This is a genomic window from Streptomyces acidicola (genome assembly GCF_009377235.1).
GTDB lineage: Bacteria > Actinomycetota > Actinomycetes > Streptomycetales > Streptomycetaceae > Streptomyces > Streptomyces acidicola.
Genome location: NZ_VMNX01000049.1, coordinates 25,825 through 46,512, shown reverse-complemented (window position 1 = coordinate 46,512; position 20,688 = coordinate 25,825). Strand labels below are relative to the sequence as shown.

General features: G+C 71.8%; 19 protein-coding genes. All 19 read right to left on the bottom strand.

The annotated features are described in order from the left end of the window. Positions 1 to 76: 76 nt before the first annotated feature. Positions 77 to 661: an NADPH-dependent FMN reductase gene (locus tag FPZ41_RS15935; protein WP_152863156.1), complete on the bottom strand. Its 585-nt coding sequence runs from the start codon at positions 659 to 661 to the stop codon at positions 77 to 79. Positions 662 to 810: 149 nt separating this feature from the next. After that, on the bottom strand, positions 811 to 969 hold the full coding sequence (locus FPZ41_RS47075; RefSeq protein WP_194236110.1) for a hypothetical protein: 159 nt from the start codon (positions 967 to 969) through the stop codon (positions 811 to 813). 45 nt (positions 970 to 1,014) lie between these two features. Then, positions 1,015 to 2,643, bottom strand: a complete 1,629-nt coding sequence (locus FPZ41_RS15930) for a class I adenylate-forming enzyme family protein (protein ID WP_152863154.1) — start codon at positions 2,641 to 2,643, stop codon at positions 1,015 to 1,017. Positions 2,644 to 2,823: 180 nt separating this feature from the next. After that, positions 2,824 to 3,471 carry a flavodoxin family protein gene (locus FPZ41_RS15925; protein WP_152863151.1) on the bottom strand — a complete coding sequence of 216 codons (648 nt, stop codon included), beginning with the start codon at positions 3,469 to 3,471 and terminating at the stop codon, positions 2,824 to 2,826. A 184-nt stretch (positions 3,472 to 3,655) separates the two neighbouring features. Continuing rightward, entirely contained in the window at positions 3,656 to 4,039 is a 384-nt protein-coding gene (locus FPZ41_RS15920; RefSeq protein ID WP_152863149.1) for a YybH family protein, read from the bottom strand. Between the two features lie 18 nt (positions 4,040 to 4,057). Then, positions 4,058 to 4,675 (bottom strand): NAD(P)H-dependent oxidoreductase, encoded by a 618-nt coding sequence (locus FPZ41_RS15915; protein ID WP_152863147.1) that lies wholly within the window; start codon positions 4,673 to 4,675, stop codon positions 4,058 to 4,060. Positions 4,676 to 4,794: 119 nt separating this feature from the next. Continuing rightward, positions 4,795 to 5,976: an MFS transporter gene (locus tag FPZ41_RS15910; protein ID WP_194236107.1), complete on the bottom strand. Its 1,182-nt coding sequence runs from the start codon at positions 5,974 to 5,976 to the stop codon at positions 4,795 to 4,797. Positions 5,977 to 6,157: 181 nt separating this feature from the next. Next, positions 6,158 to 7,642 carry an MFS transporter gene (locus tag FPZ41_RS15905; RefSeq protein ID WP_152863143.1) on the bottom strand — a complete coding sequence of 495 codons (1,485 nt, stop codon included), beginning with the start codon at positions 7,640 to 7,642 and terminating at the stop codon, positions 6,158 to 6,160. A 104-nt stretch (positions 7,643 to 7,746) separates the two neighbouring features. Further along, positions 7,747 to 8,232: an RrF2 family transcriptional regulator gene (locus tag FPZ41_RS15900; RefSeq protein WP_228022767.1), complete on the bottom strand. Its 486-nt coding sequence runs from the start codon at positions 8,230 to 8,232 to the stop codon at positions 7,747 to 7,749. Further along, positions 8,229 to 9,887 carry an FAD-dependent oxidoreductase gene (locus FPZ41_RS15895; RefSeq protein ID WP_194236106.1) on the bottom strand — a complete coding sequence of 553 codons (1,659 nt, stop codon included), beginning with the start codon at positions 9,885 to 9,887 and terminating at the stop codon, positions 8,229 to 8,231. Before FPZ41_RS15895 ends, FPZ41_RS15900 begins: the two co-directional genes overlap by 4 nt. Positions 9,888 to 9,892: 5 nt before the next feature. Further along, the gene (locus FPZ41_RS15890; protein ID WP_152863140.1) at positions 9,893 to 10,696 is read right to left on the bottom strand and encodes an arylamine N-acetyltransferase family protein; all 804 of its coding nucleotides are present in this window, start codon (positions 10,694 to 10,696) and stop codon (positions 9,893 to 9,895) included. A gap of 10 nt (positions 10,697 to 10,706) precedes the next feature. After that, positions 10,707 to 11,762 (bottom strand): 3-oxoacyl-ACP synthase III family protein, encoded by a 1,056-nt coding sequence (locus FPZ41_RS15885; RefSeq protein WP_152863138.1) that lies wholly within the window; start codon positions 11,760 to 11,762, stop codon positions 10,707 to 10,709. 167 nt (positions 11,763 to 11,929) lie between these two features. Then, positions 11,930 to 13,852, bottom strand: coding sequence for an anthranilate synthase family protein (locus tag FPZ41_RS15880; protein ID WP_152863136.1), 1,923 nt, complete (start codon positions 13,850 to 13,852; stop codon positions 11,930 to 11,932). Continuing rightward, positions 13,849 to 14,472, bottom strand: coding sequence for an isochorismatase family protein (locus FPZ41_RS15875; protein ID WP_152863134.1), 624 nt, complete (start codon positions 14,470 to 14,472; stop codon positions 13,849 to 13,851). Before FPZ41_RS15875 ends, FPZ41_RS15880 begins: the two co-directional genes overlap by 4 nt. Before the next feature lie 110 nt (positions 14,473 to 14,582). Beyond that, positions 14,583 to 15,353: a 2,3-dihydro-2,3-dihydroxybenzoate dehydrogenase gene (locus tag FPZ41_RS15870; RefSeq protein WP_152863132.1), complete on the bottom strand. Its 771-nt coding sequence runs from the start codon at positions 15,351 to 15,353 to the stop codon at positions 14,583 to 14,585. 56 nt (positions 15,354 to 15,409) lie between these two features. Next, positions 15,410 to 16,579 (bottom strand): 3-deoxy-7-phosphoheptulonate synthase, encoded by a 1,170-nt coding sequence (locus FPZ41_RS15865; RefSeq protein ID WP_322620289.1) that lies wholly within the window; start codon positions 16,577 to 16,579, stop codon positions 15,410 to 15,412. A gap of 116 nt (positions 16,580 to 16,695) precedes the next feature. Next, entirely contained in the window at positions 16,696 to 18,333 is a 1,638-nt protein-coding gene (locus tag FPZ41_RS15860; RefSeq protein WP_152863130.1) for a carboxylesterase/lipase family protein, read from the bottom strand. A gap of 186 nt (positions 18,334 to 18,519) precedes the next feature. Continuing rightward, positions 18,520 to 19,755: an IS701 family transposase gene (locus FPZ41_RS15855; RefSeq protein ID WP_228022766.1), complete on the bottom strand. Its 1,236-nt coding sequence runs from the start codon at positions 19,753 to 19,755 to the stop codon at positions 18,520 to 18,522. A gap of 591 nt (positions 19,756 to 20,346) precedes the next feature. Next, positions 20,347 to 20,589, bottom strand: a complete 243-nt coding sequence (locus FPZ41_RS15850) for a hypothetical protein (RefSeq protein WP_152863128.1) — start codon at positions 20,587 to 20,589, stop codon at positions 20,347 to 20,349. Positions 20,590 to 20,688: the final 99 nt, after the last annotated feature.

Genomic DNA, 20,688 nt, shown 5'->3' with positions numbered 1-20,688 from the left:
GGCCGGTGGAGGGCATGGCCGGCCGCGGCCCGGGGGTGGTGGGTGCGGCCCGGTGGCGGGTTGTCCCGTCGGGGCGTCAGTTGTCGTACGGGCGGCAGGCCTTGGCCTCCCTGGTGGCCAGGGCCCACCAGCTCAGCTTGTCCCACAGGACCTTGGCGGCCCCCTCGGCGGCCGCGGGCTCGGTCAGGGTGCCCTCGGAGTCGAACTGCTCCCAGGGGCCGTGGAAGCTGACGGCGTCGCGGACGGTGACCGCGTGCAGCTCGTTGAAGATGTGCCGCAGCTGCTGGACGGCGCGCAGGCCGCCGGCGAGGCCGCCGTAGCCGACGAAGCCGACGGGCTTGGCGTGCCACTCGTTCTGGGTCCAGTCCAGGGCGGCCTTCAGCGCGGCCGGGAAGCTGTGGTTGTACTCCGGCGTCACCACAACGAAGCCGTCGGCCTCGGACAGCCGTGCCGAGAACGCGCCGAGCAGTTCGGCGACCTCGGGCGTCGGCTGGTCGGTCAGGGCGGTCGGCAGCGGGAAGTCCGCCAGGTCGACCAGGTCGACCTCGATGTCGTCGCGCTGGTCGGCGGTGCCGACGAACCAGTTCGCGATCGTGGGGCCGAAGCGGCCCTTGCGTACGCTCGACAGGATCACGGCCACGCGGATGCGTTCACTCGACATGTCAGCCCTTTCACGGCGGTCGGTCTTCCACCAACAGGGAAACAAACCGGCTTGGCGGTTTTCAATTCGTATCGAAGAATCCGATGGGACACACCGCTGCCGGGCCCGCCGCCGAAGGGCGGGCCCGGCAGCCGGCGGGCCGTCGGAGCTCAGTCGATGCCCTGCAGGATGTGGGGTTCGGCGAGGTCGTCCTCGTAGCCGGCAAGGCGGATCGGGGCCGACCGCGCCCAGACCTCCAGGAAGCCCGGTTCCGGGGGAGCCGGGCCGCGGCCCACCTCCAGCGGCTCGGGCGTCTGACGTGCTGTCACCCGTACACTCTCCCTTCACTCGGCCGGCCTGCCCGCCGAAGCCGTTCAGCAGGCGGCGATGCCGGTTCGGTCCAGGGCCGTCTGCTGCGGCTCGTCCGCGGTCCTGCCCGGTGCGCGGGGCTCGGCCAGCTGCCGGGCCAGCTCCAGCCGCCGGATCTTCGCGGTGGCCGTGCGCGGCAGGTCGGACAGACGGCGCTGGACCGGCGCGCACAGCGCGGGCTGGTCGGCGACGGCGGCCTTCCAGCGCTCCGGGTCGAGCGGCTTGTCGCCGCGGGTGCACACCACCGGCACCGGCCGCCTGTCGGGGCCGGGCACGATGACCAGCTCGGTCAGCTCGTCCAGCCTGTGCAGCACCGCGTCCTCGAGCTCCAGGGTGGACTCGATGCCCGGGATGACGTCGACCTCCCGGTCGAGCAGGTGCAGGCAGCCCCACTTGGTGCGGTAGCCGACGTCGCCGCCGCGCCACCACTCGCCGATGACCTGCTTGCCGAAGCGCTCCTGCTCGCCGTAGTACGTCAGCGCGCGGCCCGCCGTGGAGACGTCGATGTAGCCGGGGTTCTCCTTGGACGGCTTGGCGCCGCCCCGGGACACCAGCCGGTACTTGGTCATGCCGGGCGTGGGATAGCCCTGGCAGCGGCCGTCGGCCTTCAGGGCGTTGCGGCGCCGGTAGGTGCGGGCGGCCAGCGGGCCGCACTCGCTCTGCCCGTACACCTGGAGGAACACCGGGCTGCGGCGGTCCGAGGCGTGCAGGAACTTGTGCATCGTGCTCGGGTGGATCGCGTCGAAGGTGCTGTTGAAGTACTTGACGTTGGAGACCGGCCGGCGCGGGTCCTTGAGCATCTCCTCCCACTCCAGGAACGAGTTGGGGTGGGTCTCCAGGACGCCCGGGCGGTGACGGACCAGCATGTCGGCGACGTGCGCCGGGCCGGCGTCGTTCATGAAGACCATCGGCATGCCGCGCATCTGCAGCACGGCCAGGCCCAGGTACATCCGCGAGTGCACGTACGACACGTGCATGGCGACGGTCTCCCGCTTGCGGATGAAGGAGACGACCTTGTCCTGCCAGTTGCCGCGGGCGCCCAGTGAACGCGCCGAGTGCACCACCAGCTTGGGTATGCCGGTGGTCCCTGAGGTGTGCGTCATCAGGGCCGGCTGATCGGGCCCGAGCAGCACCGGCCCGCGCGACGGCGCCCCCTCGAGGTCCGTCAGGCAGACGGCGTCCGGGTGGGAGCCTGTCACGGTGACGACCCGCGCGGTCAGCCCGGTGAGCGGCAGCCCGGCGAGCGAACCGGTCAGCTTGGCCTCGTCGGTGAGCAGGGTGGGACGCTCCAGCCGCTGAAGCAGCCTGCCGATGGTCTCGCCGTCGAGGTGCGGGGAGAGCATGGCCGGCACCGCGCCGATCCGTGCCGCGGCGCAGGCCAGCACCGTGATGTCGAAGCTGGACGTCTTGTGCACGGCCACGTGTTCACTGGGGCGCACCCCCGCCGCCCACAGCCGGTCGGCAGTGTCGGCCACATGGCCGGCGAACTCCGCGACGGTCAGCTTCCGGCCCGCCTCGGGGAAGGCGTCCATGTCGTGGTCGAGCGTGATCGGGGTGTCGCCGTACTTCTCGGCCGCACGCTCGGAGACGACCCCGAGGTGGAGGAACTTTCTGCTCTTCGGCACCTTAAACATCAGAACTCTTCCTCTGAGAACCGACACGCGAAATAAGAACTCCCCTGAAAAAACTCCCACATCAAGTCGTCACCAGAAAGAAAGGAACGGTTAATGCGTCACCTCGTCAGCAAAAGAGAAAGCCGGACCGCGCGAATTGCGCGGCCCGGCCGGTCGTACGGAAAACAGGCTCGGAAAAAGTCAGCCCTTCTTCAGCCCCTGCTTCAGCGCCTCGGCCACCTGGAGGGTGCGCACGGTCTGGTAGCCGACGGCGGCGAGGTTGTCCTCGGTGACGTTCTGCGCGAGGTGGCCCGGGATGGCCTGCAGGCCCGAGGTGGCACTGACCCCGTAGGGGTTGCCGTTGCTCGGCGTGAGCAGGATGTCGTCGGTGACGCCGGGCGGCACGATGACGGCCCCCCAGTGGTAGAAGACGTTGCTCAGGGACAGGATCGTGGACTCCTGACCACCGTGCGGGGTACCCGTCGAGGTGAACGCGGACATCGCCTTGTTCATCAGCCCGCGCCGCGCGTGCAGTTCGAAGGTCTGGTCGATGAAGTGCTTGAGCGGGCCGGCCGGCAGACCGTAGCGGCCCGGGGTGCCCCAGACGACGGCGTCGGCCCAGTCCAGGTCGTCGATGGCGGCCACCCGCACCTCTCGGGCGGCGGCCGCGTGCTCGTTGTTCGCCTCCGTCCATTCCCTGTAGTTGGGCGCGAGCGGCTCGTCGGTGATGTCCGCGACCCGCCGCAGCCGTACCTCGGCCCCTGCCTTCTCCGCCGCCTCGGCGGCGGCGACAGCCAGCTTGTGGATGTTTCCGGTGGCCGAATAGTAAACGATGGCGACATTGGTCATGGCCGTACTGCTCCCTCATTGGATTGGGTGCTCGTGCCGTTTCCGGCTGCTGGGTGCGTGCTCCATGGTGTCGCGGGCAGGACCGGGCGGCCAACGGAATTCACTAATCCGTCAAGTGCCTCCCCTCTTCCAGGCGGGCGGCCGGTCTTCCGGCCACTCTCCACGGCGGCGGGCGGGCAGCGGGTCACCCCCCGCCCACCTCGACCCCGGGCGGGTTGTCGATGATGTAGCGCCACAACCCGTCGGCTCCACGGCGGGCCACGTCGGTGGCGGTGCCCTCGATGTACACGTCCTCACCATCGGGCTTTGTGCCGTCGATGACGAAGTCACCGATCAGCAGGGCCGTGTCGTCGTAGACGTAGGCGTGCCTGAGACTGATCCTGATGGGGATGCCCAGCGCCAGGAAGCTGCTGGTCGCCCGGCGGCGGCCGTCGCCGGTCACCACCACGCCCGGCTGCAGCACCCGCACGGCCTCCGGCTCGAAGAGCCGGTCGATGGCGACGAGATCCCTGGCGTTGAAGGCCTCGACGAAGGCCGAGGGCAACTGGGCCGGGTCGCTGACTGCCATGATCTTTCCTCCCTTGGGTCAGGCTGCGGCCGGGGCGGCGGCCTCGGAGGCCTTCAGGGCCGCGGCGACCCGGATGGTGCGGCGAGTCTGGTAGGCGATGGCGCCGACGTTCTCGTCGTGGATGAAGCCGACGCGGTTGCCGGCCACGGTGCTCGCGCCGTACGGGTTGCCGTTGTTCTTCTCGTACAGCACCGCCTCGGCGGATCCGGTGGCCACGATGACCGAACCCCAGTGGCAGATCGCGTTGTGCAGCGCGAGAATCGCCGTCACCTGGCCGCCGTGCTCGGCGGAGCCGGAGGCGAAGGCGGAGACGGCCTTGTTGAGCAGCTTGCCGCTGATCGACAGCGGCGAGGAGGTGTTGATGAACTGCATGAGCTGCGGAGCGGCCAGCCCGAAGTGGACGGGCGAGCCCAGCAGGACGGCATCGGCCCACTCCAGGTCGTCCAGCGTCGCCTCGGGTATGTCCGCCACGCCGGCGGCGTGCTCCTCGGCGCCGGGCCGTCCTGTGGCGGCGAGCTCGGGCACCCGGCGCAGACGGACCTCGGCACCCTCCGCGGCCGCGGCGTCCGCGGCGGCCTGCGCGAGCCGGTGGGTCGAGCCGGTGGACGAGTAATAGATGACGGCGACGTTGGTCATGGTCGGGCGCTCCCTGGGCCTACGGGGTCATGGGCGGTACCTGGGCGCTGGAGTGTGCGCGCTGTCCGGCATCGTCAGGCGCCCGGCGAGCGCCCGGCAACGAACAGACCGCGAGTGCGTCAGGTCCTGCGGCCGCCGCGCAGGACGCCGCCGACGGCAACGGCCAGGGCGAATGTCAGGAACAGCGCCAGCGCAGCGAACCGGTCGAAAAACGCCGCGAGTTGGGCACCCGCTCCGGCTCCCAGGTTGAGCGTGAAGCCGTACAGGGCGATCGCCGTGGTCTGGGCCGCCGCCCCGGCCCGGGTACCGACCGACTCGATGAGCGCGGGGCCGAGGGTGGAGAAGCCCGCCATGAACGCGAACAGGGCGGCCCCGAGCACGAGGGCGTCGTCCCCGCCCAGGGCGGCGGCCAGCATCGCGACGGCGGTCACCACGAGCGCTCCTGCGGCACGGCGCGAAGCGGGCAGGCGGGCCAGGACGGGCGCGACCAGGACGGCGCCCAACAGCGCCGGCAGCGCGCTGGCGCGCAGCGCGAGCAGAGGCGCGCCGCCGCCCGCCACATCGACGGGCCCGTACAGCTGGACCCCCGTGTAGACGGCGGTGAGGCTGCCCGCGCCGACCAGGATGACCAGGTACAGCGGGACCAGCCGGGCGCCCAGCGCGCCCCTCAGGCCAGAGAGTCCGCCCGCGCTCAGCCGCCCTTCGGGCAGCAGGACCCGCCAGGAGACGGCGGCCCCCGCCAGCAGCAGTGGCACGGTCCCCCAGAACACCCACACCCAGCCGAGCCACGCCGTCACGAGCTGCGCCTCGACCTGGCCGATCACGACCGTGGCCCCCATGCAGGCCGAGACCACGGTCAGGGCCAGGGAGACACGATGCGGAGCGATCCGGGCGTGCAGATAGGCGTACGACATGGGGATGAACGAGCCGGCGAACAGGCCCTGCAGGGCGCGCAGGACGACCCCGGCGGTCAGGGAGGGCGCCAGAGGCAGCAGGGCGGTGACGACGGCCATGGCAAGGACATTGGCCACCATGACGGTACGCCGCCCCCAGCGGGTGGACAGCGGCCCGCTGACGAGCGAGCCGAGCGCGTGGGCGAAGGCGAACGCGGTGGTCGAGGCCGCTGCCGATCCGGCCGGCACCCCCCAGGCGTCGGCGAGTTCGGGCATGAGCGGGATGGTGACGTACATCTGGCCGACCACGAGCACGCCCATGACGGACACGGTCGCGACGGTCGTGGCGAGCGGTGCGGTCCCCGGCGTCGCTGAGGCCGGTACCTCGGCAACCGATGATTTCGACATACACCGATCTTCGGAGCGGCCTTCGGCCGCAGCAATCAACCGCCCGACCATGCGTCAAGTTCCCTCTGTGAAAAGGGAACGCGACATGCCGAAGACATGCCGAACCCCCGCACCCGCGGGGGAATGACCGGTGCGAGGGTCCGGCGCCCGGCGCGCCCGGGAGAGCGCGCCGGAGAGTGGATCAGACCTGGGCGGTCTGCGGCTCGTCGGCGGCCCTGGCCGCGGCCCCGCCCTGGGCGACGGCCCGTTCCTTGCGCGGCTTCTGCAGACCGAGGGCGACCAGCGCGGTCAGCGCGATGCCGCCCGCGGCGATGAGTACCGCCGTGCGCAGACCGTCGTTGGTGGCGGCGCGCAGCGCCTCGCCCTGAAGGCCGCCGAGGCCGGAGTTGGCGATGGCGACCAGGATGGCCAGACCGACCGCACCGCCGATCTGCTGGGTGGTCGAGGCCCAGCCGGAGGCGATGCCCTGCTCCATCGGGTCCACACCGACCGTGGCCGCACCGAACATCAGGGTGTAGCCGGCGCCCTGGCCGAGGCCCATGACGACCATGCCGGGGATCAGCGCGAGGTAGGAGCCGTCGGTGGCCAGGGTCAGGCCCACGATGACAGTGCCGACGAAGCCCACCACCAGGCTGACGATCATGATGGAGCGCAGACCGTACTTCGTGGCCAGGCGGCCGGCCGTCTGGGCGCCGATGGAGATGGCGACCATCGGGACCAGGAAGGCCAGGCCCGTCTCCAGCGCGCTGTAGCCGTGCACGCCCTGGAAGTAGACGGTCAGGAAGTACAGCAGGGTGCCGAAGGTCGCCATGTAGAAGAAGGTGACCGCGGCGCCGGTGCTCAGGTTGCGGTTGCGGAACAGGCGCAGCGGCATCAGCGGGTCACTGCTGCGCTTCTCGATGACGAGGAAGGCGGCCAGCAGCGCCACGCCCAGGACGAAGGCGCCGATGATCAGGCCCGAGCCCCAGCCCGACTCCGGGCCCTGCACCAGGGCGAAGACGACGGACGTGGTGCCGACGGTGGAGGTCAGCGCACCGGCCAGGTCGAAGGTGCGACGGCTGCCGCCCAGCGCGTCCGGGGCGATCAGCGGGAAGGCGAACAGGATCGCGAGGACGGCGAGGGGGACGTTGACGAAGAAGACGGACTCCCAGCCGAACGCCTCGGTGAGGACGCCGCCGAGCAGCGAGCCGAGGATCATGCCGGAGCCGCCGGCGGTGCCCCACACGGCGAAGGCGCGGTTGCGCTCCTTGCCCTCGGTGAACTTGGTGGAGACCAGGGTCAGCGTGGCCGGGAAGAGGAAGGCGCCACCGATGCCTTGCACCGCGCGGGCCGCGACCAGTACCCAGGGGTCGGCCGCCAGCCCGCCGAGCAGCGAGGACACTCCATACAGGGACAGGCCGAGGATGAAGATGCGGCGCGGCCCCCACAGGTCGCAGGCCCGGCCGCCGAGCAGCAGGAACCCGCCGAACGCGACGGCGTAGGCGCTGATCACCCACTGCAGGGTCTGGGCGGAGAACCCGAGCCCGTCACCGATCTCGGGGAGCGCTACGTAGACGATGTTGTAGTCGATGGAGATGATCAGCTGGGCGAACGCCAGCAGCGCCAGGAGGAGTCCAGGGCGCCGGCGCGGTGCCTCGGTGGCGGCGCCTGTGGCCGAAGACGGCATGACTGTGCCTTTCACTACGGGGTCGGAGATTCAACGGGCGCGCGAGGCGCCACCGCCGGGGGACGGCCCCGGCGCGTACTTCAGGTGCGCTCTCGGTTTCCGGCTCAGGTCCGGTCGAACCAGTGGCGTACGTGGTCCGGTGCGGCGGGGTTCGCCCGCCGGACCTCGTCCGCCAGACCGGCGATCGTCTGGCGCGCCAGCCTGCGCCGCCAGGCCAGCTCCGCACGGGAGAAGGCCTGGGACACGGTGCAGGGGGTGCGGTGGCCGGCCGGGCCGGCGATGCGGCCGGCCGGGCCCTGGTGGCGGATGCCCGTGCACAGGAAGGCCCGTGCCGAACCGTCGATGGCCGCCGCCACGTCCATCAGGGTGATCTTCTCCGGTTCACGGCCGAGACGGAATCCGCCGCGAGGGCCGGAGCGGGACGAGACGATGCCGGCTCGTCCCAGCGCGTTCAACTGCTTGTTCAGGTAAGCCGTGGGCAGGTCGTGGAACGCGGCCAGCCTCGCTGCCGGCACCGCCCTGTCAGGGGAGATGAAGGACAGGTTGATGCAGCAGTGCACTGCCCATTCCACGCCCTCTCGCAGCTTCATGTCCTGGACATTACGCATCGGGAATGTCCGCCAGAAGGGCCCGCCCCTTTTAATGTCAAGTCGCTTCGGGCAGGCCCGTTCCAGCCGGTCAGAGCATGTTTCAGCTCGGCTTCCAGACGGCTGAGGTCAGCCTCGTGGCCGTGGGCGGCGATGTGCCCGTCCGGGCGCACCAGCCAGTACCCGGCGCTGCGGCAGCCGGTGACGAAGGAGCTCTCGCGGCGCCGCAGCACCACCGTGCGCACCGTCTCGCCGTGGCGGGCCGCGATGTGCCCCGCCTCGGTGCGCCAGCTGTCCGACGCCGGTGCGAGGACCAGCGTCCAGGCGTTCGGGTCGGCGCCGGGCCCGCTGATGCCGTAGGCGAGGGCGTGCCGCCGCGGGAAGACGGCACCGTCCTTCAGACCGCCCGGCATCCGGCCCCGGACCCGGCAGCCGGCGAGCCCCGAGGGCCGCTGGGTGTCGCGCACCGGCGGGTAGGCCAGGCGCCGCCCGGCCATCACCGGGGTGTAGAACCGCGACACGACACCGGTGCGGTCGAGCAGTTTGAAGGCAGCGTCCCGGGCGAGCACCTTGGCCCGGCTGTTCGCCACCCAGGCACGGGTCTGCAGATCGGTGTCGCGCACGATCTGGCGGGTGGCCTCCGAGCGCTCGGTGCCGTAGCTGTCGAGCACCGAGACCGGCGACTCGCCCCGGATGACGGCGGCCAGCTTCCAGCCCAGGTTCTGGGCGTCCTGCAGGCCGTTGTTCATGCCCTGGCCGCCGGCCGGGCTGTGCACGTGCGCGGCGTCGCCGGCGAGGAAGACGCGACCGGCCTGGAAGTCGCAGGCGCGGCGGGCGTGCACCCTGAAGACCGCCTGCCACACCGACTCGGTCAGACGCACCCCCCGCGGCCCGCGCTCGTCGAGGATCTCCTGCATCATCTCCAGGGAGACCTCACGCCGGCCCCGCGGCATGACGGACAGGAAGCGGTGCACTCCGCCGGGCATCGGCACGACCACCAGGGCACCGCTGGGCGCCTGGTAGAACAGGCACTCGTCCGGGGGGAGTTCGCCCTCGATCCGCGCGTCGACGAGCGCGAAGGCCATCTCGTACGTACTGCCCTGGAAGCCGATGCCGAGCTGGCCGCGCACCGCGCTGCCGGCGCCGTCGGCGCCGACCACGAAGGGTGCCCGGATGCGGTCGACGCTTGCGTCGGGCAGCTCCACGACGGCGGTGACGCCGTCGCTCGCCCCGATGCCGCCGGAGAAGTCCACGCCCTCCAGGGCCAGCAGCCGCACTCCGCGCTCCACCTTGCCGCCGAGCTCGGCAAGACGCTCGGCGAGCAGCCGCTCGGTCACATGCTGCGGCAGCACCCGGCAGGCGGTGTCCTCGGTCAGGGCGAAGGAGGCGAGCGGCCTGCGTTCGGAGAAGTAGCTGAGCCGACCGACCGGCACGGACTCGCCTCTGATGCCGTCGGCGAGCCCTGCGTCCTCCAGGATGTCGAGGGCGCGGGGCCACACGGACAGCGCCTTCGGGGTGGTCGACGGGGCGTTGGCACGGTCGATGACACGCACCCGTATGCCACGGCGCATGAGCTCGACGGCGGTCAGCAGGCCGGTGGGTCCGGCGCCGACGACGAGCACGTCCATGTCGGACGCGCCGGTGGTGTTCTCACTCATCGCACTCATTCCGTCCGCACGCCGGCGGTGACGCCCCCGGCGGGCTCGTCGGGCAGCCGGTCCAGACTGATGCCGAAGTACTCCTTGTACGCATCGAGTGCCTCCGCCCCGCTCTCCAGGGTGCGCTTGGAGCGCTCCTCGCCGGCGACGGTGCTCACCTGCTTGTTGCCCTTGAGGGTGACCAGGCCGTCGGGGGTGCGGATGGAGCAGAACAGGCCCTGGAGGAACGACGAGTCGGGCGAGGTGCGGTACCACCACAGCGTGGGAGCGAAGTCGGCGATGGTCACCGGCCGGTCGGCGACCCGGTACAGGGGCTTGCCGCCGAGGTGGACGTCGATGACGCCGTCGCCGACGTCGTGCAGCTGGTAGTCGCCGTGCGGGTCGTGCTGCACCTCGCGCGAGGCCAGGTTCAGCGGGAAGCGGCTGTTGCGGCCGAAGCCGACGTCGACGAGCCAGTCCTCGCCGTCGGCCTTGACGCGCAGCGCCAGATGGCCGAGGAAGGGGCCGAGGACCCCGCCCGGGCGGTGCACCCAGCCCGGCAGGATGTCCACCTCGTAGCGAAGCGAGGTCAGCAGGAACGACAGGGCGGGGTTGACCTCGTAGCAGCCGCCGCCGCGGTTGCCGCGGACGATTTTCTCCAGGACGCGTTCGTCCATGACGACGTCCTCGTCGAGGTGGTAGCCGAGGTTCTCGAAGGGCACCGACAGAAGGTGACGCTCCATCAGATGACGGAGCCCCTTCAGGTCCGCGCGCTCGGGCCGCGTCGCTCCGATCCGGCGCAGGTAGTCGTCCATGATGCCGTCCAACATCACCGTCTCCTTAGGCGTACGTGGTGCTGTGTGAGGGGTGGGTGCGCTGCCAGCGCAGCAGCGACAGGCCCATCGCCATGCCGCCGCCGAAACCGGCCAGCAGAACGAGGTCCCCGTCCTCCAGTTGCCCCGAGCGGGCCGCCCGGTCGAGGGTGATGGGGACCGAGGCGGCTCCGGTGTTGCCGAAGTCCTCGTAGGTGACGCGGGTGCTGCCGGCCGCGATGCCGAGCGTGGCCGAAAGGTCCTCGAGCATCCGGCCGTTGGCCTGGTGCGGCACGAAGTGGTCGACGGCGCCGGCGGTGAAGCCCGACTCCTCGACGAAGGCGGTGACGGCCGGGGCGACTGTGGCGTTGACGAAGTCGCGCACCCCGCGCCCGTTCATGGTGAAGTAGTGCAGTCCCCCGGCGAGGGTCTCGGGGCTCGCGGGCAGGCGGCTGCCCCCGGCCGGCACCTCGATCAGATCGCGTTCGGCGCCGAATCCGGCCAGCCGTCCGGCCAGCAGGCCGCGCCCGGGCCGGGCCGGGCCGAGCACCACCGCTCCGGCGCCGTCGCCGAAGAGGATGGCGGTGCGCCGGTCGGCGGGGTTGAGGATGCGGGAGTAGATGTCCGCGCCGATGACCAGCGCATACGGCGAGTCGGCGGCGGCGAGGACGTGCTGGGCGGCGTTCAGCGCGAACACGAAGCCGCTGCAGACCGCGTTGACGTCGAAGGCAGCGGTGCCGTGGCCCGCGCCGAGGCCGTCGGCGACCACACTGGCCGTGGCCGGCTGCGGCTGGTCGGGCGTCGAGGTGGCGACGACGATCAGCGAGAGGTCCGCGGCACCGATGCCGGCAGCCTCCATCGCGGCCCGGCCCGCGGCGATCGCCAGGTCCGAGGTGGCCTCGTCCGGTTTGGCCCGGCGCCTGCTGCGTATCCCGGTCTTGAGCCGGATCCACTCGTCGGTGACCCCGGCGGCGGCTGCCACCTCGTCGTTGCCGACCACATGCGAGGGCAGACAGGACCCCGTCCCCAGGATCGCGACAGCTGCACTCGTCCGGCCGGACCGGGCCGTACCCGTTGTGATCATGAATGTGACCCTTCCGTGAGAGTTCGGGCCTCCCCACGCAGGCAGATGCTCCCGAGGGCGCCCGGCCGCGGGCAAAGCCCTGACGGCGAACCCGTCAGGTCGCCGGGGAGTACGTCAGATGGCGGCCGGCCCGGCCTCGAGGGGTGCGGGCCGGGCCGGAGGGGCCTTTACGCACTCGGCGCGAGCGGGAATCCGGTCAGCAGGCCGCGCACCAGGTCGCCGGTGATGGCGACCCCGTTCTGGGTGAGCACGGACTCGGGGTGGAACTGCATCGACGCGAAGTGCGTGCCGCGCAGCGCGTGGACTTCCCGGCTGCCGGGGTCGCGGGCGATCTCGACGACGCCGACCCCGGCAGCCTCCGTCTTGTCCTCGGCGCTCGCGGCCGCGAACGTGTTGTAGAAGCCCACGCGTTCGGGTCGCCCGAACAGGTCGATGTCCCGCTGGACGCCTTGGTTGGGGACGGCCCGGCGCACCAGGCCGAGGCCCAGACGGCGGCTGAGCACCTGGTGGCTGAGGCAGATCGCCAGGAACGGCCGGCGCTCCTCGATCAGCCTCGCGATCGTGCCGTCCAGGTGGGCGATCTTGGGGTGGGACAGGTCGCGCGGGTCACCGGGGCCGGGCCCCATCACCACCAGGTCGTGGCCGGCGAGGTGATAGGGCTCGTCGAAACGTCTGACCGTCACCTCCAGCCCCAGGGACTGCAGTTGGTGCCCGATCATCGAGGTGAAGGTGTCCTCGGCGTCCACCACCAGGACCTTGCGGCCCGGCGGCAGGGACATCTGCCCGCCGGGCGGCGCTCCGTGCGCGAGCCAGAACCCGGCAATGGTCTCGTTGCGCCTCTGAAGCGCCCGGCGCACCTCGGGGTGGGCCGCGAAATGGGCCGGCCCCTCTCCCTCCAGGGCGGCGAGCAGCCCGGCGGCCTTGGCACGGGTCTCGGCCACCTCGGACAGCGGGTCGGAGTGGCGCACCAGGGTGGCCCCGACGCCGATGCGCACCGCTCCCGCCGCGTCGATGTCGGCGGTGCGGATACAGATCGCGGAGTCCAGGACCGGGCCGCCCTCGGCGTCGCGGCCCATCAGAGCGACGACGCCGCTGTAGTAGCCGCGTCCCTCCTGCTCGTAGCGCCCGATGACCCGGCAGGCGCTCTCCAGCGGGGAGCCGGTGACCGTCGGCGCGAACAGCGTCTCGCGCAGCACCTCGCGCGGGTCGCTGACGGTCTTGCCCTCGATGAAGTACTCGGTGTGCGCGAGCCGGGCCATCTCCTTGAGGAAGGGGCCCGTCACCCGGCCGCCGCCGGGGCAGATCCGGGCCATCATCTTCAGTTCCTCGTCCACGACCATGTACAGCTCGTCGGCCTCCTTGCGGTCGGCGAGGAAGTCCATCACCTCCGTCAGGGTGGGGCCGGAGGCCGGGTAGCGGTAGGTGCCGGAGACCGGGTTCATCACCGCGGTACCGCCGTGCACGCTGATGTGCCGCTCGGGGGTGGCGCCGACCAGGGTGCGCTCGCCGGTGTGCACGACGAACGTCCAGTACGCGCCCTTCTCGCGCTCCAGGAGCCGCTTGAAGAAGGTCAGGGCACTGCGCGGGGTGTAGCCGGAGATGTCGACGGTGAAGGTCCGCTTGATGACGAAGTTCGCGCCCTCGCCGGTGCCGATCTCGTCGGTGATGATGCGGCGGACGGTCTCGGCGTAGGCGTCGTCGTCGACGTCGAAGCGGGCCCCGGTGGTGTGGATGGGTTCGTCGGGAAGCCGTTGCAGTACGGCGGTCAGCGCAGCGGTCTCCTGCCTGGTGACGCTCAGCGCCACCAGGGGGGTGCCGTCGTCGTGGCCGGTGAAGCCCCGCTCGGCGATCTGCCGGTAGGGCACGAGGGCGAGCACCTCGTGCCGGGGGGCGCCGGTGGCCCCCGACGGCTCGGGCAGCGGGATGCCGGCCAGGGTCCTGGGGTGCGACACCTCGCCGACGAGGAGGTCGAGCACCCCGGGGCCGGTGGCCTCGGGCCGGTGCAGCAGGGCGAACGGCGGCGGCGTGGGGCCGAGGATCATCTCGAGCAGACCGCCCTCGTACGGGCGTTCGGCGCGGGTGCCGGTCATGCGAAGACCTCCTTGGCGGTGGTGACGACCGCACAGCGCGCGGCCGCGTACTCGACGGCCATCCGATGGTGGCTCTCGGTGAAGTCGGCGACGGCGTCGGCGACCAGGAACGTCTCGATGTCGTGGCTGAACGCCTCCACGGCGGTGATCAGCACACCGACGTGGGCATAGACTCCGCAGACGACGAGCTGGTCACGCTGGTGCAGACGCATCCGGGTGAGCAGGTCGGTGTGGTGGAAGGCGCTGTAGCGCCACTTGGTGACCAGCCAGTCCCCGTCGCGGGGGGCGAGTGCGTCGACCACCGCGCGGTCCGCGGGTGCCGGACGCATGCCCGGGCCCCAGAAGTCCTTCAGCAGGCCCCGCTGGTGTACGGTCATGCCGCCGGGCTGGGCTGTGTAGGCGACCGGGATGCCGAGGCCGGCGCAGCGCTCGCGCACGTGGGCCGCGTTGTGCACGAGCTGGCCGCGCAGCGGCTCGGGGAACGGCTCGAGGAAGTAGCGCTGCATGTCGTGGACCAGCAGCACCGCGCGGGCGGGGTCGGGGGTCCACGGTGCGGTGTTCGCCGGCAGCTCCGGCGCGGTGGGCAGTGGGTAGGACTCGATGCTCGGAAGGCCGGCCATGACGTCCGGTGTCCTTTCTCGACGGGTGCGGGTGCGGCTGGGCGCTCTTGCGGATCGGCCCGCCGGGCGCGGGCCGGCGGCGGGCCGATCCGTCAAGGGGAGACGGCCCGTCAGACGCCCAGTGCGGCCCCGCCGTCGACGGTCAGGGTGTGCAGGGTGATGTGGGAGGCCCGGTCGGACAGCAGGAACGCGACGGCGTGCGCTACGTCGACGGGCTGGGCGAGCCTGCCCAGCGGGATGCCGACGCGGAACGCCTCCGGATTTCCGGAGACGGTGGCGCGCGGGCCGCTGTCGTCGTGCCACATCGAGCTCAGCATCGGGGTGTCGGTGGAGCCGGGAGCGACAATGTTGCAGCGGATGCCGTGGCGGGCGACCTCCAGGCCGAGACTCTTGGTGAACATCTCCGCCGCCGCCTTGGACGCGGCGTAGGCGGCCATGCCGGTGCGGGGTGTGACGGCCGCGTTGGAGGCGACGGTGACGACGGCTCCGCGGCGACGCGGCACCATACGGCCGACCACGGCGCGCGAGAGGTGGAAGACGCCCGTGGCGTTGACGGCGAAGACGCTGTTCCAGTCCTCGTCGCTGATGTCGGTGACCTCGCCGAGGCGCAGCACGCCGGCGGCGTTCACGAGGTAGTCGATGGGTCCCAGGCGCTGTTCGATGTCGGCGACGACGGCCTCCACCGTTTCGCTGTCGGTCACGTCCGCGGCGAACGGCGCCACGGGCAGGTCGTCCGCGCCCAGTTTCGCCATCACCTCCTCGAGCTGGCCGGCGTCGCGGTCGACCGCGGCCACCGCGACACCCTGCTCCCCCAGGACGCGGGCCACGGCTGCGCCTATGCCCCCGGCGGCACCGGTGACCAGGGCCAGTCTGCTTTCCATGTTGTGCCTCTCCTTCGCATGCCGTGCGGGCAGGGATGTGCACTGTTCGGCAGGGATCACCGGGGCCATACGGACACCACGGAGACGGCCTGGCCGACGTTGAGCCGTGGGTCGCAGAGGGTCTCGTAGGCGTCGCCGATCAGGTCGGCCGACCGCGCGTCGGGAACGCACTCCATGACGGCGTCGGGCGTGGTCTCCAGGTGCAGGCCGCCGGCGATGCCGCCGTGCTGGACGACCGCGTGATGGAAGGCGGCGACCTCGCGCTCGGCGGCCTCCACGTAGCGGGTCTTGAATCCGCTGGCGGTGGTGACGGTGTTGGCGTGCAGCGGGTCGGTGAGCCAGATGACCGGGTGGCCGGCGTCGCGGACCGCCTCCACCAGCGGGGGCAGCGCGTCGGCCACCGCGTCGGCGCCCATGCGCGCGATGAGGGTGAGCCGCCCGGGTTCGCGTGCCGGGTCCAGGCGGCGGCACAGCTCCAGCAGGTCGTCACGGGTGGTGCTGGGGCCGACCTTGCAGGCCACCGGATTGACCACCCCGGCGAGCAGGGCGACGTGCGCGCCGTCGGGCCGACGGGTGCGCTCCCCGATCCACGGCCAGTGCGTCGAGGACAGCAGCAGTCCGTCCTCCGAGGACCGCAGCAGCGGCACCTCGTAGTCGAGCAGCAGGGCCTCGTGGCTGGTCCACACTGTCGGGCTGATGCCCTGCACCGGTGATGTCCGGTGCCATCCGAGGTGGCCGATGATGTCGTCGGCCGCCATGTAGCCGGTCAGCAGACGCAGCGGGTCGGGGCGGCGGCCCTCCGGGGTGGGCTCGGGGTCGTTGACCATGTGCCCGCGGTAGACGGGCAGTTCCAGGCCGGCGACGTGCTCGGTGGGCTTCGAGCGCGGTTTGCCGAACTGTCCGGCGATACGGCCCACCCTGATCACCGGCTTGCCGGTGATCAGGCCGAGTGAGCCGGCCAGCAGGTCCAGGACGGCCGCCTTGCGGGCGACGTTTCCGGCAGCGCACTCGGCGGGGTTCTCCGCGCAGTCGCCGGCCTGGACCACCAGCGCCTCGCCGGCCGCCACCCGCGCCAGGTGGCGGCGCAGCAGGCGTACGTCGTCGGCGCGCACCAGCGCCGGCCGGCTCGACAGGTCCGAGCGGACGCGCAGCAACTGGTCCGGGTCCTCCCAGTCGGGCTGCTGGTAGGCGAGTTTCAGGTTGATGTCGAGCAACGAGTTGTCCACGAATATCTCCAGATGAGAGCGAAGGCGGTGCGGCCGTGGGCCGCGGTGTGCGTGACGGTGGAATGAAGGGCCTCAACCGGGCCGGGCGACCATTCGCCGTGCCGGCGTCACGCGCGTCACAGGCGCGGTGTCCAGCCGGCCGCGTCCCAGAAGCCGAGCTGGGCGAGCCTCGGAGTGCGAACGACCCCGGCGATGGCAGGGCCGCCCAGGACGAGGGTGCTGGGCGCACCGGGGTTGAACGGCGGCCAGTCAGGAAGATCCGCGGTGCCCGGGCGGGAAGTCCGGGCGAAGGCGGCCACGGCGTCGATGAGGAGGTCGGACAGCAGCCGTTCGGTGCGGCCGCCGCCGAAGACGTCGATGAGCTGGGGCAGCCGGTGAGTGCCGAAAAGGAATGGCGACGTCGCCTCGTGCGGGGTTCCGAAGTGCGGGGAGCGCACCGGGTGGGCGAACTCCATCGCGTACAGCGCGGTGCGGCCGTGGCGGGCGTGCCGTTCGGCGAACCGGACGATCTGGTGCCGGAACAGCGCGTCACCCCAGATCTCGGTCCACAGCGTCAGCGGGTCACCCGGCAAGGACTCGTCCCGGGCAGCCGTCCGGTAGGCGCCCAGGCAGGCGTCGGCGATGTCGTCACCGGCGTCCGGCTCGACCAGGCGCAGCACGGAGCGCACGGCCCGGCGCAATTCGGCCTCGTCACGCGGGGCGGGCTCCGGCTGCGGGGAGGAGGGGCCGGTGTAGAAGGAGCCCTCCGTGCTGGTGTGGATCGACAGCACCGGCACCTCGGGCGTGGGCAGCAGGTGGTCGTAGCCCGGCATGGTGCGCCCGTCGAGCACGGGCCCGCGGTACCAACGTCCGCTGCCGACGATCCGCCGCTTGGGCGGGGCCGCGAAGATCTCCTCCCATGCCCCGGCGAGCGCGGCCGCCGGAACCCCGCGCAGCCCCGTGACGGTGGTGCCCAGACGGCGGGCGACGGCCTCGTAGGCGGTGCGCGCGTCGCCGGGCGTCAGCGAGGTCGCGGGCGGGGTGACATGGCTGGGACTGATGGAGACGATACGGCGGATCAGCCCGCGCAGTTCGGGCAGCAGTGCCAGCTGCCAGGCGCTGGCGCCGCCGGCGGAGGTTCCGCACACGGTGATGTTGCCGGGGTCCCCGCCGAAGGAGGCGGCATTGGCGTGCACCCAGTGCAGCAGCGCCTGCTGGTCCTGCAGGCCCCAGTTGGCGCAGTGCCCGGTCTCCGGATCGGTGAGGTCCTCGTGCAGGCCGAACCCAAGGACACCGAGCCGGTAGTTGAAGGTGACGACGACGAGGTCACCGCGTCCGGCCGGCCGGGCGCCGTCGTAGGTGGGCATGCTGCCGGCGCCGGCCTGCCAGCCGCCTCCGTGGATGTACACGAGGACAGGCCGCGAGCCGTGCGGATCGGGTGTCCAGACGTTGGCGTACAGCGAGTCCTCGCTGCTGGGCGGCACCGGACGGTTGGGGACCGCGCTCTGGAAGGAGACGTCGGTGAACCGCAGCGCCGGGCGGACGCCGCGCCAGGGCAGCGGCGGCCTGGGGGAGGCCAGGCGCAGCTCACCCAGGGGCGCCCGGGCGTAGGGGACGCCCCGGAAGGCGGTGACGGCGCCGGCACGCTCGCCGGCCACCAGCCCGCCCGAGGTATGCACCACGACCCGGGACCCGGTCGTGGCGCGCGGGCGGGGCTCGGCCGTGACGAGGGCAGGGGCGCCCCGCACCCCTGCGGCCTCCGGCTGGCTGGTCATGGTGAACTCCTCGCACACACGGACGGGTTGGTCCGCCGATCGTGTGACGGGAGTTCCGGGGTCACCAAAGCACACCCGGGCAATACGTCAGCTCGGTGGCTGGATCACCACCGCAGCTGACGCAACGACCGATACGGCGGCTGACAGCCGGCGCATCGATGACTTATAGTTCGCCGCTCGCGGCGCTCACGAGGCCTTGGCCACCTCCGTCTCGGGCTCGGCCGTCCCGGACAGCACCGCGATAGCGTGTGCGGCCGAGGCGAGGGTCGCATGGCGGTGCCAGCCGCGGTAGGAGCGGCCGGAGAAGTCCCGTATGCCCACCCGTTCAGCGACCCCGGCGAAGTCCAGGTCCACACGGTCAATGAACCGGCTCATCCGCAGCAGCTGGGCGGGGCGCAGATCGGTGATGTCGGTCAGCCACAGTTCGGCCGGCCAGCGGCCGCCGTTCTCACCGACGCCGAGCAGGAGCAGGTCACGCTGGGAGGAAAGACGTCGTGCGGTGCGCCGGGGAAGCCGTACCCGGACAGTGGCGGTCAGCCCGGTATGGACGGCGCCGCCGCCGGGGCCCGGTTGGCGCTGGATGACCGGCTGGCGCAACGGGCGGGCCATGAGCATCAGCTGATGCGCCGCCATTTCCGCGCCGGCGGCGGTGCGCGATATCCCCGGGCCGACGGCGGCCAGCCGCAGGTTGGTACTGACCCGCAGCAGCATCAGGGCATCGGCGGCCTGCAGCAGCCGGACGGCGCCGGCGACGTCCGACTCGCGGGCGTCCATGACGACGGGGCGCATGGGCAGACCCCAGTTCCGGGCGACGTCGAGGTAGGCCTCGATGCCGGCCTGGTCGAGGGTTTCGGGCAGTACGCTCTCGGGGATCGCCGCCCGGCGGCGGCGGGTCTTGTCGTCCAGCCAGGTCTCGGGCAGGTGCAGGCGCCAGTTGATGGGGGTGCTGTGCTCGTCGGAGACCGCCCAGACGCCCACGGCCTGCTGGGCGTTCATCATCTGTCCCCGGCTCGGGCAGAAACGGCGGTCCACGCCCACGGAGCTGTCGCCGGCCTTGGGTATCACCATCGGCCGCAGCACGTAGGCGCGGGCCGGGGAGATCTCTTCCAGATGGCGTGCCAGGGAACGACGGACCGGCTCCCAGTCCCAGGTGGAGCCGCTGATGAAGTGATGCAGGCTCTGTTCGGCCGCCTCGCCCCCGAACAGGGAGGAGATGTTCCGGATCGACTTGCGGCCCTCGACGCCGAGCAGGCCCCGGACGTACTCCAGGCCCCGGCGCCGCTGGTCGCTACGCGGCAGGGACGTGAAAAGCACCGAGGTCAGTTCTCCCAGGATGTTCTCCTGGACATTCTCCTCGAACGCCCCCCGCACCGGACGGGACAGTCCGGCATCGTAGATATGCGTCTGCGTCCTGGTCTGCATCCCCGTTCCACCTCACCACTTGGTCGGCAGATCACGGCCGACCGGCCGTGATCTGCGTCTGCGCGGTTGCCACCGAGCGGTCATCGGTCGAAGCACGGCCCGGCTGTTCTGGCTGTGTCAGCAGCCTCGGAGGGAGCGCCCAAGGGGGGACCAAGGACCGGGAAACGTACAGGTCACGACGGTTTTCGCGGCTCAGGGGTCCTTGCACTGTGAGTGTCCGACAGCTCGCGCGACCCGGGCGGGCACAGTGCAGGGACCCCCAAGGCGCGAGGTACGCCCTGCACGGCGGGCCGGACGGAGGCGGTTCGCCCCGAAGAGGAGGGCGAATCACGGCCGCGCCCGATGGGAAACGGACAGTCAGGCCCGTGGGCGGCGAGGACACGTGCCCTTCGGCCGCGGAGGACGGTGCCGGCTCAGCGGCCGTGTCAGATCTGCGGCAGCTGTGGGCGGGAGGACCTCCCCGCCGCCGGGGCGCCCCCGGCGCACCGTGCACCACTTTGCGCTGAACCTCGGTGGAGGGGCGCCGGCCGGCCGCAGAGGCGCTCGATGAACCGGCTCCTGCGGCCTCCGCCGGGTGAGCGGGAGCTCCGTTCAGGGGCCGCCCCGGCCCGCCGCCGGGGCGGCGGGCCGGGGGGCACCGCAGCGGCGGCAGAGGGCCGGGGGCGCCGGGTTTGGAGGGCGGCCGCTGTATTCGTCCTCAGCGGACGGCTCGGATGCGAAGCCTGCGCCGTACCGGCTCTGTTGTCCGCCGCGCGGCGCGGTGATCTCGACGTCCAGTCCCGCAGGCACCATCAGCCAGCGGGCCGGCAGCACCGCATTCTCCTCGGACCGCATACCGCCTCCCTCGTCGGAGCCCTTCACGGACGACACGTGCCGTCGCCGCTCGAGCTTGCGACCACCCGGTCGAGGCAGGACGAAGCACCGCCCAACACC